Raw genomic sequence first — 13,824 nt, forward strand, 5'->3', positions numbered from 1 at the left:
ACAGGTGATCACGTGAGGCGACACGACGGCCCGGCCGCGGGTGAGCGGCCAGGCCGTACGCAGGCGTGCGTGCGAGCCGGTCTGTTCGCTCTCGTCGGCAGCGTGCTCGCGGCCCTCGGTCACCACGCGGGCGCCGAGGGCGCGGTGCCGTGGCGGCTGGTGACCGCCTTCGCCCTCGGGCAGTTCGCTCTGGTCCGGCCGGTCGCCCGCCACCGGCTGTCACCGGCCGCGGTCACGGTATGCACGCTCGCCGCGCAGGGTTCGCTGCATCTCGCGCTGACCTGGGCGGGCGGCAGCCACCATCCCGCAGGACACTCCGCGGCCGGCCATGCCGCCATGGCCGACGGTGACGGACACGCATGGCATCAAGCCTCGGTATCGATGACGGCCGCCCACGTGGCCGCCGCTCTGGGAGCCGGCTGGCTTCTCCACCGTGCGGACGCGGCCGTGGCGGCGGCCCTGACCGCAGCCCGTCTCCTGCACGGGGCGGCGGCCGCCGTCGTGGCCCGGGTGCTGCCGCCCGTCCGTACGGTCACACTCGCGGCAGCACCCTCACCCCAGCCGGACGTCTGCTTCGCACTCCCCAGGCCGGCAGGGGCCTCCACCATGGAACACGCGCTGGTGCGCAGGGGACCACCGGGACGCATCCACGTCCCGCACTGTCCCTTCACCCGGGCTACGGCTTCGGCCCGCTGCCCGGTTCCACCAGCCAGGAGTTCTCCATGCCCACGTACTGCCGTGCCTCCGCCGCACGCCGTGTCGCTCTCGTCGGTGCCGCCGCGCTGACGGCCACCCTCGCCCTGGCCGGGCCGGCCTTCGCTCACGCGGAGGTCGAGGCCGACAAGGCCCAGGCGCTCGCCCAGAACGTCACCCTCAGCTTCGTCTCCGAGGCCGAGTCCGCCAGCGCCGGCTTCACCGAACTGCGCGTCGTCCTGCCCGAGGGCATCGCGCCGGGCGACGTGACCCTGGCCGAGGCGCCCAAGGGCTGGAAACTGGAGGCCACCAGTGACGGCTACACCGTCGGCGGCCCCGCCCTGAAGCCCGGCGTCGACGCCGAGCACGAGATCAAGGTCCGCCGGCTGCCGGACGCCAAGGAGATCGCCTTCAAGACCGTCGAGACCTACAGCGACGGCGAGATCTCCCGCTGGATCGAGCTGTCCGACGGAGGCGCTGAACCCGAACAGCCCGCGCCGGTCCTGAAGATGAAGGCGGCGGCTGCGGGCGCCACGCCCGTCGGTGCCAGCCCCTCGGCCAGCCCGACGCCGACCCCGGCCGCGTCCGAGGCCACGTCGAGCGCCCCCGCCACCCCGGAGGCCACGGACAAGGCCGTGAAGGAGGCCGCGGACGAGGACGAAGGTTCCTCCACGGGCCTGGTGATCGGAAGCGGAGCCGTCGCGCTGCTCGCCCTCGGCGGCGGCGCGTGGTGGCTGGCCCAGCGGCGAAAGTCCGCGACGGAGAACTGACCGTCATGCTCGGGGTGGTACACGTTACGTTGGTCGATCCTTACCCTGCCCTTACCGCCCAGGGTGAAAGGACGACGGCGCCACGGAAGTCCGGTTCAAGCCCGGCACGGTCGCGCCACTGTGTGCCACCCCCTCCGCCGTGGAGGTGGTGGTGAGTCAGACCCCACGCCGTCGTCGCGGGCTCCACACGATCGCGGGACGCGTTGTTCCCGAGGAGGTCTCGCCATGGCGCAGTCCACTGCCGCCCCCACCCCCGTCGCCCAGCCTGCCGTCACCCCGCTGCCGCTGAAGGCGATCGCCCCGTGGGCGGTCTTCTTCGGCGTCCTGATGCTGGTCCTGCTGTACTTCGACCGGGGCCTCGGCGCCGAGCAGGGGGCCACCGCCGTCGTCTCCGGGGAGGGCGTGCACGAGTGTGCGCACGACGCCCGCCATCTGCTCGGTTTCCCCTGCCACTGAGACGGGCGGGACGACGATGAATTCCGCTGTAGTGCGTGGGTTGTTGGTACGCGGCATGGTCGCGGGGCTCGGCGCCGCCGTGCCCGCCCTGGTCTTCGCCCACTTGGTCGGGGAGGGACCGGTGGACGCGGCGATCGCGTTCGAGTCGGCCGGTTCCCACGAGCACGGTGAGGAACTGGTCAGCAGGACCGTGCAGTCGACCGCCGGCCTGGCCACCGGCATGCTGGTCTTCGTGGTCGCGGTCGGCGGGATCGCCGCCCTCGTCTTCTGCTTCGCGCTGGGCCGCGTCGGCCGGTTCTCGGCATGGGCCACTGCCGCGTTGACCTCTCTGGCCGCCTTCGTCCTCGTGTACCTGGTACCGATGCTGAAGTACCCGCCGAACCCGCCCGCGGTCGGCAACCCCGACACGATCGGACAGCGCACCGCGCTGTTCTTCCTGATGATCGTGCTCACCGTGCTGCTGGGCATCGGGGCGGTCCTGCTCGGCCGCCGCCTCGCACCAGGTCGGGGCAATGGGAACGCCTCCGTCCTCGCCGGTCTGGCCTTCGCGGCGGCCGTGACTGTCGCGATGGTGTTCCTGCCGTCCGGTGACAACGTCCCCAAGGGTTTCCCGGCCGTGGATCTGTGGGAGTTCCGGCTCGTGTCGCTCGGCATCCAGGCGGTGCTGTGGACCGGGTTCGGGCTGTTCTTTGGGTACTTGGCCGACCGTGTCCTCGAACCGGGGCCGATGGCGAGCCGCGTTCCCGCGCCCGCTGCATGATCGGCCAAGGCCCGCGGCTGGGACCCGCAGGGGGCCGCTCCCTGCGGGTCCCAGCCGCAGGCCCGTCTGCGGTCAGGAGGCGGCGCTGGGGCCCGTTCCGGACATGTGGACGATCTCGCCGCCGACCGTGGGGCGGAACCGTTTGAGCAGGTCGAGTTCGGCGCTGATCACCCAGCGGGTGCCCACCAGGAAGTCGGCCTGGTACTCGGTCGCCTTCGCCAGCCATGTCTGCTGGTACTGCTCCTCGGGAAACGTGGTGATGAGGTAGTCGGTCGTCTCGGTGTGGCACAGGCCCTGGCGCATGTCGTCGGCCTCGACGCGGATCTTGGCCTTGCACTCGATCAGGCCCGCGATGACCTCCACCTTGGCGGGGGCGACGACCTGGGCCTCGACGGCGGCTATCTCCGGGGTCTTCGACGCCTTGCTCCCGGCTGCCGGATCGCCGTCGCCTCCGCCGCAGGCCGCGGTCAGCGCCAGGCTCCCCGCGACTGCGGCTCCGCGCATCAGACGGCCGGCGTAACGGGTGCGGCTCGGGCGTGATCGCGGTCGCGGCTGGGGCACGTCACTGGCTCCGTATCCGGGCTGGGGCTGCCCGTGTGTTCGGACAGCCGGTCGACTGGGGGTACGGGTGAGCACCGGTGTGTGTTCAGTGCCTGTTCCTGAAGGGGCATGGCGACAGGGCTTCGGCACAGTCGTGCGATTTCCGGTTCGTGATCACGGGACACCGAAGAGCGCGAAGGGGCGTTTCGGATCACCGGTCCGTGAGGCGGAAGGAGCCGGTGCGGGGAAGGTCTTGTTCGGCCCAGGCGGCCATGGCGTCGAAGACGGCCTGAAGTCGTGTGCCTTCCGGGGTGAGCTGGTACTCCACCCGGGGTGGGATCTCCGGGTAGGCGGTGCGGGTGACCAGTCCGGTGAGTACGAATCGACGCAGCCGTGAGGACAAGGTCTTGGGGCTGATCCCCGGTAGTGCGGCGCGCAACTCGGTGAAGCGTTTCGGGCCGGTGAGCAGCTCCCGCACGATCAGCGTCGCCCAGGGCCCGTCCAGCACGGTGAGGAACCGTGCGATCGGACATTCCGGCAGTGGGTGCTCCAGATCACTCATGCTCTCCCCATTAGTTCATTTGAGGGAACTGGTTCCCTTAGGGAACTGTAGCCGGGGCAGACAGCACCAGGCACCTGGAGGACCTCATGAGCGCGATCACTACGGCCAACACCGCAAGCGAGATGGTGCGCTCGGCGACGAGCACCGCGTTGCGGGTCGCGGCGCGCGAGCTGGAGCTCTACGACACAGGCGACGTCGCCGGGGCGGACGAGGTGTTCGCCGTGGATGTGATCGACCACAACCCCGCTTCCGACGCAGCCTCGGGCATCGACGGCATGCGTGCGTCCATCGCCGCGGTCCGCGACGGATTCACCGAGACGCAGCACCGGATCCTTTTCCAGCAGGAGCTTCCCGGCGGCTGGGTGGTCCTCCACTGGCGGATGACGGCGACCCACACCAGCGACGCCTTCGGGTTCCCCGCCAGTGGCAACCCGGTCGACATCAACGGCCAGGACATCATGCGTATTGCCGACGGCAAGATCACCGAGATCTACCACGTCGAAGAACTGCTCAAGCTCACCCATCAGATCAGCACCGGCGCACAGTCGGCCTGAAGATCGAGCTCTTCTCGGAACAACGCCTGCCCCCCACCCGGTGCGTAAAGGCGGGAACGGTTAAGAACCCACGCAGGTCAGGTCTGTGGTGGGAAGGTGGAGTTCGGCCCAACCTTCCGCAGCCGGGGCTGAAGGTGGTGGTCACCACCTTCAGGCGCTCAGTCGCGCTGCGCTTCGCGGGGGCGGGCTGTCCGCTCCGGCGAAAGGTCCGGCGAGTGATGCGCCTGGTCATGGGCGTGATCGCACACGCTGCGTGCAGGCCGCGCTGGCCCGGCATCCCGCGGCGACGGCCGTGACCACGACTGCGCTGACCTTGACGGCCGTCGGCGGCACACGCCGACTGCACGGCCGCCGGACCGCGTAGCGGTGCGCCAGCGCTGGCCCGGAGCGGTTCGCGCCGCAGCCAGCAGGCTAACGAGCTGAGACAGGAAGCGCAGCCAGGCCGTGGACGGTGCCAACAGCCGCACAAGCAGGGCGCGTAGGAGCTGGGTGGCAGGGGCGGGGTCAGTGTGGAGCTTGGCGGGAAGCCCGTGACGATCACGGGGTCGTGTAGGTCGTTGTCCAGGCCGCGGAAGGCGAGGTTCGCCAGCGCACCGAGGTCGGCGGCGCGCAGGTGGGCCAGGATGTGGTCGTGGCGGGCGGCGGTGTTGTCGTGGGTGCGGCCCGGCCGGGCGGCGGATATCCAAATCAGGCGGCCCCTTGCGTCGGTGAGGGCGAGGAAGTGCAGGCCGTGGTGGCGATGTTTGGCGGAGTAGTTCTTGCGGTCGGCGTCGCGGTGCGGGGATGAAGGTGCCGTCAATCAGGACCACTTCGCCACCCTGTCGGGCGATCTTCTTGCATGCGCGGTACAGGCGCGGGGCCTGTGCGGCGAGCAGTCCGATCGCCTCGTCGCGCCAGTGTCGGACGGTGGACTCGGAGACGTTGTTGCCGCCGGCCATGTCGGCTGGGCGCCGGTCGTGGCGCAGTACGGCCAGGACGATCACCTCGATCCGTCCGGGCGGCAGGATCTGCCACCGGGACCGGATCGCCTTCAGATGGCGCCGCAGCAGATCGGCGAGGTGTTGACGGTGCGCGTGAACAGCGGCAGCCGGCACTGGCAGACAAGCGGGCAGCTGTCCTCGGCGTGCTCTTCGGCTCTCTTCACACAGTGCCCAACGGCCGCCGAGGGCACCGTGGTTACGTTCGCACAGCACCACTGCGGACTGCTCGTGTCGGGCTGGCCCTGGGCGCCTACGCCGGTCGGCAGGTCTGTGGGGTGTCGCTGTCCTGATCGGCCGGGTGGAGCAGTTCGATGACGTATTCCTCGTACCGGACACGGGCCGGCGAGAAGTCGTACGGCATCTTGCCGATGGCCTCCAGTGCGCTCGTCGCCTCGGCTTCTTCCTCGCCGGCGTGCTCGTCGTGCTGGTCCAGGAGGTCGTCGAGGGCCTCGTCCAGGCCGGATCTGTCGATGGTGGCTGCCAAGGCGGTCTCATGAGCACACCGCTGGGCGGCCAGGTCTTCGATGCGGGGGTCGTCGGGGGACATGGTGTCGTCCAGGGCCGACTCGGCCTCGGCCAGGCGGTCCTCCTCGGCCCGCAGCCCGGGGTGGGTGGCCAGGACGATGAACCGGTCGGACTGGACGGCGGCGCCCACCGGGCCGAAGACACGCTCCGTGACCAGGAGGGTATCGAGATCGGTCGAGCGCAGGGCTCCGGGCGGCAGATCGCGCAGGCGGCCGCTGACCAGCGGTGAGAGCAGGCCCAGGGGGCTGCCCGCCTCGCGGAGGCGGTGCACGGCGGTCCGCTGGGCTTCGATGGCGGCCGCCTTGGACGCGAGGGTTTCCTCCAGCCGGGCCAGGGACTGCTCGATGCCGGTGGTGCCCTCAAAGCTGGCCCGGATGTCGTCCAGGGAGATACCCGCATCAGCCATCTTGCGGATCCACAGCAGGCGGATCATGTCGTCGTATCCGTAGCGGCGGCGGTCATCACTGCCACGTTCCGGCTCGGCGAGAAGCCCGATGGCGTGGTAGTGGCGGATGGCGCGGGGCGTGGTCCCGGCGAACGCGGCGGCATCGCCGATCTTGACCCGGCGGGCAATCGGAGGAAGGGGCATGCGAAGGAACCTCTCAATGTCGTGCTCGCCGCCTACTGGACCACATGCCGCTACGGCACATGCAAACCCCGCTGCCGTGGGCGTGCCGGTCGCCCCTCCCCATCAAGGTCGCACGGACCGCTGCACGGGTCCGCGCGGGAGACGCAGGTGCCGTTCTTCACCGAGGCCGAAGCCGGAGAGTGGGCCACCACGGGCAAGAAGGGCGTGTCCAACGGCGGGCCCAGCCCGGTGAAGCTGCACCCGCCGCCCGCCGCCCGCCGCCCGCCGCCCGCCGCCCGCCGATGCCTGGAGCCTCGCCCCGACCCCGGCCGCCGCGCCCGGCGAGCTCGTGGCCGGCACCATGGCGGCGCTGACGCCGACGACCCCGGCCCCGGTCGACGACCAGACGGTGCGGCTCCGCCACAGGAGCGCGTCGGGGATGACAGCCTCGCCGCTCCCGATCGGGTGGTGCATCTCGGGGATCCAGTCCAGCGGCTCACACAGCTCCCCGCAGCGGCGGGCGTCCTCGAGGAAGACGAACGCCATCTCCGTCACGGTCAGCATGTGGCCGGCCTTCAGTCGCATCGCGGTCGGATCGCACACGGTCCTGGAGGGCCGACGCCCGCGCACCTCGGGCCACTCACAGGCGAGCCACACGTCGTACGAGGTCGGGACCCACACCCGGGTCCGCCCGGCCTGCGGCAGGGTGATGCGGTCGACCAACCCCTCCTCCCGCAGCCGGGCCAGCCGCCGCCGGGTCTGCTCGATCCGCACCTCGGGGGCGGTCACCCGGTGCATCTGCTCGGTGGTCGCCATCCGGTACTGCGCCGGCACGCCCAACGCCAGCCGGTCCCCGCTGCCCACGTCCACGCCGATCATCACGGCTCCGCTCGCCTCCCTGCTGGTGCGACGCCGTCCTGCCCGGCGCCGCGCGTACCGGTCACAGCAGCAGCCGGCCCCGACCAGAGCCCCGACCACGAAGACCCGACCACGGTCACGAAGCGACAACACCTCCGTGGACCAGGCCCACATCCCCGCCGACAACCGCCCGCGCCCTCTGCCGCGCTCGTCCGTGAATCCGCAGGTCACCACGCTGACCCTCCCGTGGTCGGGAGGCCGACATCCCGTCTACGCCCCCGATTCCACGCCCCACAGCAGGAAGAAAAGAGAAGTGGGTGGGCGGGACAGGCCGCGGGCGGCGGGCGAGGGGATCGGGCGCCGCCGGTGTTCCTCGCGCGCGACGGCGGGGCGCGCGCGACGACGGACGGACAAGCCGCCATGAAGGCGTCGTGGGGAGCGCAGCTGGTCCTCCGGGCCGGGCCGACTTCAGCACGCGGTCGGATATCCGGCACCACAGCAGCTGCGACGACCTTCACCCGCTGCGCCACGACGAAGGGGCGGGCTGCCGGTGTTGGCAGCCCGCCCCTCCGTCGTGGCTTCTGTCCGTCAGGCCAATGGCACGCCGCTGTCGGCGTGGACGACGGTTCCGTCGGCCGGCTTCACGTAGGGCCGCATCTGCGCGTACGGGATGCGCTGCTCTCGCTCTACCCGCCGCAGCTCATCGACTCGGACCCAGAACTGCGGGGGAGGGGCGCCGGGGGCGAGCACGTGAGGGAGCCGAGTGGCCCAGTTCTCGCCTCGCGTGACGAACATGCGCCGGTCACCGGGGAGCTCGATGCCCCAGCTGTGATGGCAATCGGCTGGTCTCCGGTGTTGACCGCCTCCATGCTGACGAAATCGTCGCCCAGGTCCTGACTGCCGTCGGGCAGTTCGTAGACCGGGATGGCGTAGGAGAGGAGACCCTGACGAGGACCCGGGGGCCTATGGGCGCGGGCAGGTAGCTCGCGATGTGGAAGCGGCTCTCTTGCTGGTTGGGGTCTCCGACCTCCAGAGCGGCGGGGCCGTTGAAGGTGTTGCCGACCACGCCCTGGCGGGCCGCGAACGCCTGCTTGCCGAGACTCCCCACTCGGTTGAACACCAGGCCAAATGGGGCGACGAGTGGCGCTGGTCGTTTTCGAAGGTTCTCATCACCGGCCGTCCGCCTCACGGCGCCTCCCAGCGGGGGACAAAGTCGCACGCCAGTGTCGTCCGGCCCACGAGGAGAGCGCGACTCATGCCAGGGCCATTTCCTAGCCCTCTGACTTCCAGCGCCTGTGTCTTTAAACAGCCTGGTTCCTTGTGTACCTCCCTGCCATCGTTGCCCCACCGGAATGCATCTGGACAAGGGGGAAAATTAGTGATCCGAGACATCGCAAGAAGACGAAGGACGGCGAAGCCCAAACTGGTCGCTGTCGTGACATCCGGAATCCTTGGTGCCTCGCTCCTCGCCCTCTCACCTACGACCGCGGAGGCTGCACCCGCCGCGGCCGCGGCGACCTGCGGTGAGACCTGGAAGCATGTTGGCTCCCTGTACTACCTGTACACCGGGCACAGCGACACCAACACGATCAACACGGAGAGAGGGCAGAGCGGCGAGCGCGTCATCGAAGTGCAGTGCCTGCTCACCTATTGGGCCAACAGGGTCGGTGACAACAAGTACAGCCCGAAGGGCGTAGACGGGCAATTCGGCGCCAACACGGAGAACGCTGTGATCAACGCGCAGAAGGCCTGCTTCTCGGACTCCAGTCAGTGGGACGGTGAAGTGGGGCCGAACACGTGGCCCTGCCTGAGGCGCTGGTCGACGACCTGAGCGCTACTCGCCCTCGCGCGACCGCCGGCGCACTGACTCGCGCCTGCCGACCCGCCGAGCCCGCCCTGGCTCGGCGGGTCGCGCTGCCCGCGAGCCTGTTCCACCGCAACAACTCGGTCTTCGACCCGTTCATTGCAGCCAAGCTCAGGCACGCCGGCCGTCAGGTGTTACTCAAGGCGCCGAGCGCACGCCGCCCAACCAGGTGTGAGCGCTGCCCCCGGCCGGTCAGGTCAGCTCGGCCAGAATGGCTGACACGGCGTTGTACGTATCGCGGACACCGTCGACCTTGCCCAGGCGGTGCCGGCCGCGACCAGCAGCACCCGGTCGTCCAAAGGCAGGCCCCATGGCCGACCCCGCCGGACCACGTCTGCTCCGTCGCGACGAAGTGCAGTTACCAGTTTGCGGAAACAGCGCGGGCTCAGCCCGGTGAACGGTGCCATCCAAGACGACTCAGACGCCGTGATCACTCCAGTCACACGAGATCATCTCACCCCGTGAGCTCTATGAGGGAGCTGATACAGCCGCACGGACACGATCCAACCGCAGACGGTTTTCCTCCAGCCACTCCGAGGCGACGTCGATCGGTACACGCACCGCAATCTGTGTCGACGGCGAGTCGTGCACAGTCACCTCCACCGGGTCATCGGGAACCACGGCCACCCAGGCGCTGCGGCCACCGGCCGGCCACTCGGCCCCATCCTCAGCCTCAAGGGCGTCGAGGCAACGTTCCCACTCGTCCAGATCCTCCTGCGATACCTGTAGACCGACCCGCCCGTTGACGAAGTTGCTCTTCAGAACGATCTCGGCTGGGTAGTACCACTCTTCGCCCATCGTCAGAGGCGCACCGCATCTCACTTCAACGGCAACGCTTTGGCCCCTATCTGCGAACCGGAAGAGCTCGAGCGTCTGCGCTCCGTCAACCACAGTTGCCTCTTGAACACTTGATGGACCAGGTCGTCCTTGATCCTCTCTCACGCACCGGCCAGGACGACAGCCACGGGCCGGAAAGCTCGCCCAGACTGGGTCCTCGAAGTCAGCTTCGGGGCAAGCCTGAGTAACAGCTGCGCGTACGTCGTCGCGCCGGCCGACTGGGGCCGGGGTGTAGTCGGCGGGGATCTCGTGCACAGAGGTGACGTTGGCGGGTAGACGCATGAGAAGGACGTCCCAGCTCATAGTGACCTTCCGGGTGGCACGGGTGCGGGTCGGGTGGGTCAGATCAAGTTGAGCTGTTCTCCCGATGGCTGTGGCAAGAGCACGTTCTGCAGGCGGCGGATGTTCGCGCGCCAGGGCCCGCCATCCGACTCGGCCCATAGGTCCATCAGCTCGGACGGTTCGGTCATGATGCGGTCGAGAGCCTGAAGGGCGAGATCGCGCAGGCCAGTGAGATCCGGGAGGGGCTCTTCCGGCCCATAGATTGGATCGGCCGGTTCGCCCCCGGGGCACTGCGCCGCGACGAGCGCGCTCGCCGCTACGGCTACCTCGGATTCGGGAGCCTCGAGGTAGGCCGCGGTGTCGATCACACGTGTGAGAGCACTGCGGACGAAACCCTCACGTTCGCCTGCAGCTACCTCATCAAGGTCACCGCCAAAGTCCGCTGCGGTGTCGTTGTCGAAGGCGCCGACGTCCCAAGTACCCATGGTCTCTCCTGATCACGATGTTGACCGGGGCATCCTGACAGAAGCCAGTGACAGAAGCCGGGGGGCCCGAGCGGGTTTTCAGCTGCATGTGACTGGTCGAGACAGATGTCGCCTGGCCTCGATGGCCGTCACCCGTGTCGCTTCAGCGGGCTGCCATCGTGCTCAGATGGCCCATGACATCGTGTTCTTCCTTGCCGCCGCCGACGAGACCGCTGCTGCGACGCGCCTGCGCGGACCTGGTGAGGCCTTTGAGTCTGTGACCTGCCCTTTCATTGAGCCGGACAGCGCCATCGCCGAGTGGGACATGTACTTCCAGAAGCCTTCGGCCGAGGCCCCACCGGTCGATCAGCTCTTTGGGTAGGCGTGGCCAGAGTGGGTCACCGCCCCCTTGAACGATGGCGTTGAGGTGTTCGCTCTGCCGAGGCGACTTACCCGAGCACTGGCCAACGCGACTCCGCCGAACTCGAAGAGCTCGCAGGCCGCTGGACCACGCGTCTCCGATCCGAGGACGGAGACGACATGACCGACGATGACCTGCTGGCAGTCCTGCAAGGCGTTGCCTGCCTGTAGGAGGCATCGAAGCTGCAGTGGGCGCGGAAGGTCAGCCACCGCTCCGACTCCACCCGGCTGCGGCCGGTGCAGACACGGTTGACCGGTGGTTTGAGGTTGTCGTAACGGACGTGCCGGGTCGGCACTCCTCTAGTAGTGCTTCGTTACGTCGAGTGATCTTGCCTGGTGGTGGGCATCCCTGGTGGTGTGAAGCTGGGGGAAGTGGAGCGGCTCCGCGGCGAGTTGGCGGAGTTCGTTGCCGATGTGTTGGGGTCGGTGCCGCGGCGGGATCAGCGGCGGTGGGGTGAGTGTTATCTGCGGGGTCTGATGCTGGACGGCAGGCGCAAGTCGATCCAGCCGATGGCCGAGCGGCTGCCGGACGGCAATATGCAGGCTCTGCAGCAGTTCGTGAACCAGTCGCCGTGGGATCCGCTGCCGGTGCGGCGGCGGATCGCCGAGCGGTTGTGCGAGGTGGTCCGCCCCGAGGTGTGGGTCATCGACGACGTGTCGTTTCCCAAGTGCGGCACAACGTCGGTCGGGGTGGCCCGCCAGTACTGCGGAGCGGTCGGCAAACGGGCGAACTGCCAGGTCGCGGTCAGCGTCCATGCCGCCACCGACACGGCATCGTGTCCGCTGGAGTGGCAGTTGTATCTGCCGCGGGAATGGACGGACGAACCGGACCGCTGCCGCAGGGCCCAGGTGCCCGCGGGCACGGTCCACCAGGAGAAGTGGCGCCTGGCGCTCGGACTGCTCGACCGGCTGGCCGGGCAGGGGCAAAAGGCGCCGGTCTTGGTCGCTGATGCCGGCTACGGCGTCAGCACCCCCTTCCGTCTGGGCCTGGAGGTCCGCGGACTGGCCTACGTGCTGGCACTGACCGGCAAGGAGGTGGCCCACCCGGAGGAGGCTGAGCCGCACCGGCCTGCCTACGGCGGTCTGGGACCGCCGACCCTGCCGCGTTACCGGACCCCGCCCCGGGCCCTGCCCTTGCACGCAGCCCGGATCCCCGCGGACACACTCGCCGAGGTCACCTGGAGGCAGGGCAGCAAGGGACGGATGACCTCACGGTTCGCCGTGCTCACCGTGCGTCTGGCGGGCAAGCAGTCCCTGGCCGCCGCCCAGGGGGCCGGCGGCGGCCACTACCAGTGGGACGGTGTTCTGCCCGCCCGCACCGTGCTGCTGGAATGGCCTGACGGGCAGCAGGCACCGACCGGCTACTGGGTCTCGAACCTGCCCGCCTCCACACCCGTGGAGGAGCTCGTGAGGTGGGCGAAGATGCGCTGGCGGATCGAGCACGACTACCGCGAGCTCAAGCACGGCCTGGGCCTGGACCACTTCGAGGGCCGCACCTGGCGCGGCTGGCACCACCACGTCACCCTCGTCACCGCCGCCCAGGCCTTCCTCACCCTGCGACGGCTCGACCCAAAAGCCCAGACGTCGGCCTGACCCTCTACCAGGTCCTCGACGCCCTCCAAGACCTGCTGAGGTGTTGGGCCGGCACCTGCACCACCTGCGGACGCCCCCTCGCCAGAAGCAGAGCCAGAACCTAACGAAGCACTACTAGTAGTGCTTCGTTACGTTGAGTGATCTCGGCTGATCCTGGGCAGCTTCCCGAAGTGAGGTTGGGGGAAGTGGACCGACTCCGTGGCGAGTTGGCGGAGTTCGTTGGCGATGTGTTCGGGTCGTTGCCCCGGCGGGGTCAGCGGCGGTGGGGCGAGTGTTATCTGCGGGGCCTGATGCTCGACGGCCGGCGCAAGTCGGTCCAGCCGATGGCCGAGCGGCTGCCGGACGGCAACATGCAGGCCCTGCAGCAGTTCGTGAACCAGTCGCCGTGGGATCCGCTGCCGGTAAGGCAGCGGATCGCCGAGCGGCTGTCCGAAGTTGTCAGGCCCGAGGTGTGGGTGATCGACGACGTGTCGTTCCCCAAGTGTGGCAAGGCGTCGGTCGGGGTGGCCCGCCAGTACTGCGGAGCGGTCGGCAAGCGGGCGAACTGCCAGGTCGCGGTCAGTGTCCATGCCGCCACCGACACCGCCTCGTGCCCGCTGCAGTGGCAGTTGTATCTGCCGCGCGAGTGGACGGACGAACCGGACCGGTGCCGCAGGGCAGGAGTCCCCGACGACGTGGTGCACCAGGAGAAGTGGCGTCTCGCGCTCGGCCTGCTGGACACACTCGCCAAGTGGCAGTTGAAGGCGCCGGTCGTGGTCGCCGATGCCGGCTACGGCGTCAGCACCCCGTTTCGGCTCGGTCTCCAGGAGCGAGGACTGTTCTATGTCCTGGCGCTGAGCGGGAAGGAAGTCGCCCATCTGCAGGATGTCGAGCCGCACCAGCCGGCCTACGGCGGGCACGGACCACGCACCCTTCCCCGCTACCGCACCCCGCCGCGAGCCGTCTGTGTCCTCGCAGCGCAGGCGGGTGCGGAGCGGTTCACCGAGGTGACCTGGAGGCGGGGTGTCGGCGTACGGACTTTCCTCCCCAGTTACGTACAGACGAACGTCCCCAGCTGTCAGGCCACTTCGCTCTCGCGCTCGATGGCCTTGAGGCGGT

General features: G+C 69.3%; 16 protein-coding genes and 1 pseudogene. 9 read left to right on the plus strand and 8 right to left on the minus strand.

Features of this window, described 5'->3' with window-relative positions; translation table 11 throughout:
* Positions 1–69: 69 nt before the first annotated feature.
* The 4 genes from ABZ490_RS22850 (at position 70) to ABZ490_RS22865 (ending at position 2,679) form a co-directional block, all read left to right on the plus strand.
* Positions 70–786, plus strand: a complete 717-nt coding sequence (locus ABZ490_RS22850; RefSeq protein WP_358992779.1) for a hypothetical protein — start codon at positions 70–72, stop codon at positions 784–786.
* On the plus strand, positions 723–1,463 hold the full coding sequence (locus tag ABZ490_RS22855) for a DUF1775 domain-containing protein (protein ID WP_358992781.1): 741 nt from the start codon (positions 723–725) through the stop codon (positions 1,461–1,463). The genes ABZ490_RS22850 and ABZ490_RS22855 overlap by 64 nt, the downstream gene beginning before the upstream one ends.
* A 225-nt stretch (positions 1,464–1,688) precedes the next feature.
* Positions 1,689–1,919: a CbtB-domain containing protein gene (locus ABZ490_RS22860; RefSeq protein ID WP_358992783.1), complete on the plus strand. Its 231-nt coding sequence runs from the start codon at positions 1,689–1,691 to the stop codon at positions 1,917–1,919.
* A 16-nt stretch (positions 1,920–1,935) separates the two neighbouring features.
* Positions 1,936–2,679 (plus strand): CbtA family protein, encoded by a 744-nt coding sequence (locus ABZ490_RS22865; protein WP_358992785.1) that lies wholly within the window; start codon positions 1,936–1,938, stop codon positions 2,677–2,679.
* 72 nt (positions 2,680–2,751) lie between these two features.
* Here the strand turns inward: ABZ490_RS22865 and ABZ490_RS22870 are convergent, their stop codons facing one another.
* Positions 2,752–3,183, minus strand: coding sequence for a hypothetical protein (locus ABZ490_RS22870; protein ID WP_358992787.1), 432 nt, complete (start codon positions 3,181–3,183; stop codon positions 2,752–2,754).
* 247 nt (positions 3,184–3,430) lie between these two features.
* On the minus strand, positions 3,431–3,781 hold the full coding sequence (locus ABZ490_RS22875) for a helix-turn-helix domain-containing protein (RefSeq protein WP_358992789.1): 351 nt from the start codon (positions 3,779–3,781) through the stop codon (positions 3,431–3,433).
* Positions 3,782–3,867: 86 nt separating this feature from the next.
* Between ABZ490_RS22875 and ABZ490_RS22880 the strand changes: the two genes are divergently transcribed.
* Entirely contained in the window at positions 3,868–4,335 is a 468-nt protein-coding gene (locus ABZ490_RS22880; RefSeq protein WP_358992791.1) for an ester cyclase, read from the plus strand.
* On the opposite strand, the gene ABZ490_RS22885 is transcribed toward ABZ490_RS22880, so the two are convergent.
* The 3 genes from ABZ490_RS22885 to ABZ490_RS22895 form a co-directional block, all read right to left on the minus strand.
* Positions 4,310–5,134, minus strand: coding sequence for a transposase family protein (locus tag ABZ490_RS22885; protein WP_358992792.1), 825 nt, complete (start codon positions 5,132–5,134; stop codon positions 4,310–4,312). The two genes, ABZ490_RS22880 and ABZ490_RS22885, sit on opposite strands and share 26 nt — an antisense overlap.
* A gap of 431 nt (positions 5,135–5,565) precedes the next feature.
* Positions 5,566–6,429 carry a MerR family transcriptional regulator gene (locus ABZ490_RS22890; RefSeq protein ID WP_358992794.1) on the minus strand — a complete coding sequence of 288 codons (864 nt, stop codon included), beginning with the start codon at positions 6,427–6,429 and terminating at the stop codon, positions 5,566–5,568.
* A 102-nt stretch (positions 6,430–6,531) separates the two neighbouring features.
* Positions 6,532–7,287 carry a replication-relaxation family protein gene (locus tag ABZ490_RS22895; RefSeq protein ID WP_358992796.1) on the minus strand — a complete coding sequence of 252 codons (756 nt, stop codon included), beginning with the start codon at positions 7,285–7,287 and terminating at the stop codon, positions 6,532–6,534.
* A gap of 1,414 nt (positions 7,288–8,701) precedes the next feature.
* On the opposite strand from ABZ490_RS22895, the gene ABZ490_RS22900 reads away from it, so the two are divergent.
* Positions 8,702–9,097, plus strand: a complete 396-nt coding sequence (locus ABZ490_RS22900) for a peptidoglycan-binding domain-containing protein (RefSeq protein ID WP_358992798.1) — start codon at positions 8,702–8,704, stop codon at positions 9,095–9,097.
* 272 nt (positions 9,098–9,369) lie between these two features.
* Here ABZ490_RS22900 and ABZ490_RS22905 read toward each other — a convergent pair.
* The 3 genes and pseudogenes from ABZ490_RS22905 to ABZ490_RS22915 form a co-directional block, all read right to left on the minus strand.
* Positions 9,370–9,573: pseudogene (locus tag ABZ490_RS22905) on the minus strand (hypothetical protein); the annotation flags it as partial.
* 25 nt (positions 9,574–9,598) lie between these two features.
* Positions 9,599–10,408 (minus strand): DUF5959 family protein, encoded by an 810-nt coding sequence (locus tag ABZ490_RS22910; RefSeq protein WP_358992799.1) that lies wholly within the window; start codon positions 10,406–10,408, stop codon positions 9,599–9,601.
* Positions 10,309–10,734: a DUF4259 domain-containing protein gene (locus ABZ490_RS22915; protein WP_358992801.1), complete on the minus strand. Its 426-nt coding sequence runs from the start codon at positions 10,732–10,734 to the stop codon at positions 10,309–10,311. Before ABZ490_RS22915 ends, ABZ490_RS22910 begins: the two co-directional genes overlap by 100 nt.
* A gap of 166 nt (positions 10,735–10,900) precedes the next feature.
* Between ABZ490_RS22915 and ABZ490_RS22920 the strand changes: the two genes are divergently transcribed.
* The 3 genes from ABZ490_RS22920 to ABZ490_RS22930 all read left to right on the plus strand — a co-directional run.
* Positions 10,901–11,095: a hypothetical protein gene (locus tag ABZ490_RS22920; RefSeq protein WP_358992803.1), complete on the plus strand. Its 195-nt coding sequence runs from the start codon at positions 10,901–10,903 to the stop codon at positions 11,093–11,095.
* A gap of 395 nt (positions 11,096–11,490) precedes the next feature.
* On the plus strand, positions 11,491–12,726 hold the full coding sequence (locus tag ABZ490_RS22925; RefSeq protein WP_358992804.1) for an IS701 family transposase: 1,236 nt from the start codon (positions 11,491–11,493) through the stop codon (positions 12,724–12,726).
* Positions 12,727–12,896: 170 nt separating this feature from the next.
* Positions 12,897–13,824, plus strand: a 928-nt coding sequence (locus ABZ490_RS22930) for an IS701 family transposase (RefSeq protein WP_358992806.1), incomplete at its 3' end; no start/stop codon positions are given.

Source organism: Streptomyces sp. NPDC005811 (assembly GCF_040630405.1).
Classification (GTDB): domain Bacteria; phylum Actinomycetota; class Actinomycetes; order Streptomycetales; family Streptomycetaceae; genus Streptomyces.

Coding starts and splice junctions, on each gene's coding strand:
- ABZ490_RS22915 (WP_358992801.1), bottom strand. CDS start 10,734: ATGGGTACTTGGGACGTCGGCGCCTTCGACAACGACACCGCAGCGGAC.
- ABZ490_RS22855 (WP_358992781.1), top strand. CDS start 723: ATGCCCACGTACTGCCGTGCCTCCGCCGCACGCCGTGTCGCTCTCGTC.
- ABZ490_RS22875 (WP_358992789.1), bottom strand. CDS start 3,781: ATGAGTGATCTGGAGCACCCACTGCCGGAATGTCCGATCGCACGGTTC.
- ABZ490_RS22880 (WP_358992791.1), top strand. CDS start 3,868: ATGAGCGCGATCACTACGGCCAACACCGCAAGCGAGATGGTGCGCTCG.
- ABZ490_RS22870 (WP_358992787.1), bottom strand. CDS start 3,183: ATGCGCGGAGCCGCAGTCGCGGGGAGCCTGGCGCTGACCGCGGCCTGC.
- ABZ490_RS22890 (WP_358992794.1), bottom strand. CDS start 6,429: ATGCCCCTTCCTCCGATTGCCCGCCGGGTCAAGATCGGCGATGCCGCC.
- ABZ490_RS22920 (WP_358992803.1), top strand. CDS start 10,901: ATGGCCCATGACATCGTGTTCTTCCTTGCCGCCGCCGACGAGACCGCT.
- ABZ490_RS22895 (WP_358992796.1), bottom strand. CDS start 7,287: ATGATCGGCGTGGACGTGGGCAGCGGGGACCGGCTGGCGTTGGGCGTG.
- ABZ490_RS22910 (WP_358992799.1), bottom strand. CDS start 10,408: ATGGGCCGAGTCGGATGGCGGGCCCTGGCGCGCGAACATCCGCCGCCT.
- ABZ490_RS22860 (WP_358992783.1), top strand. CDS start 1,689: ATGGCGCAGTCCACTGCCGCCCCCACCCCCGTCGCCCAGCCTGCCGTC.
- ABZ490_RS22865 (WP_358992785.1), top strand. CDS start 1,936: ATGAATTCCGCTGTAGTGCGTGGGTTGTTGGTACGCGGCATGGTCGCG.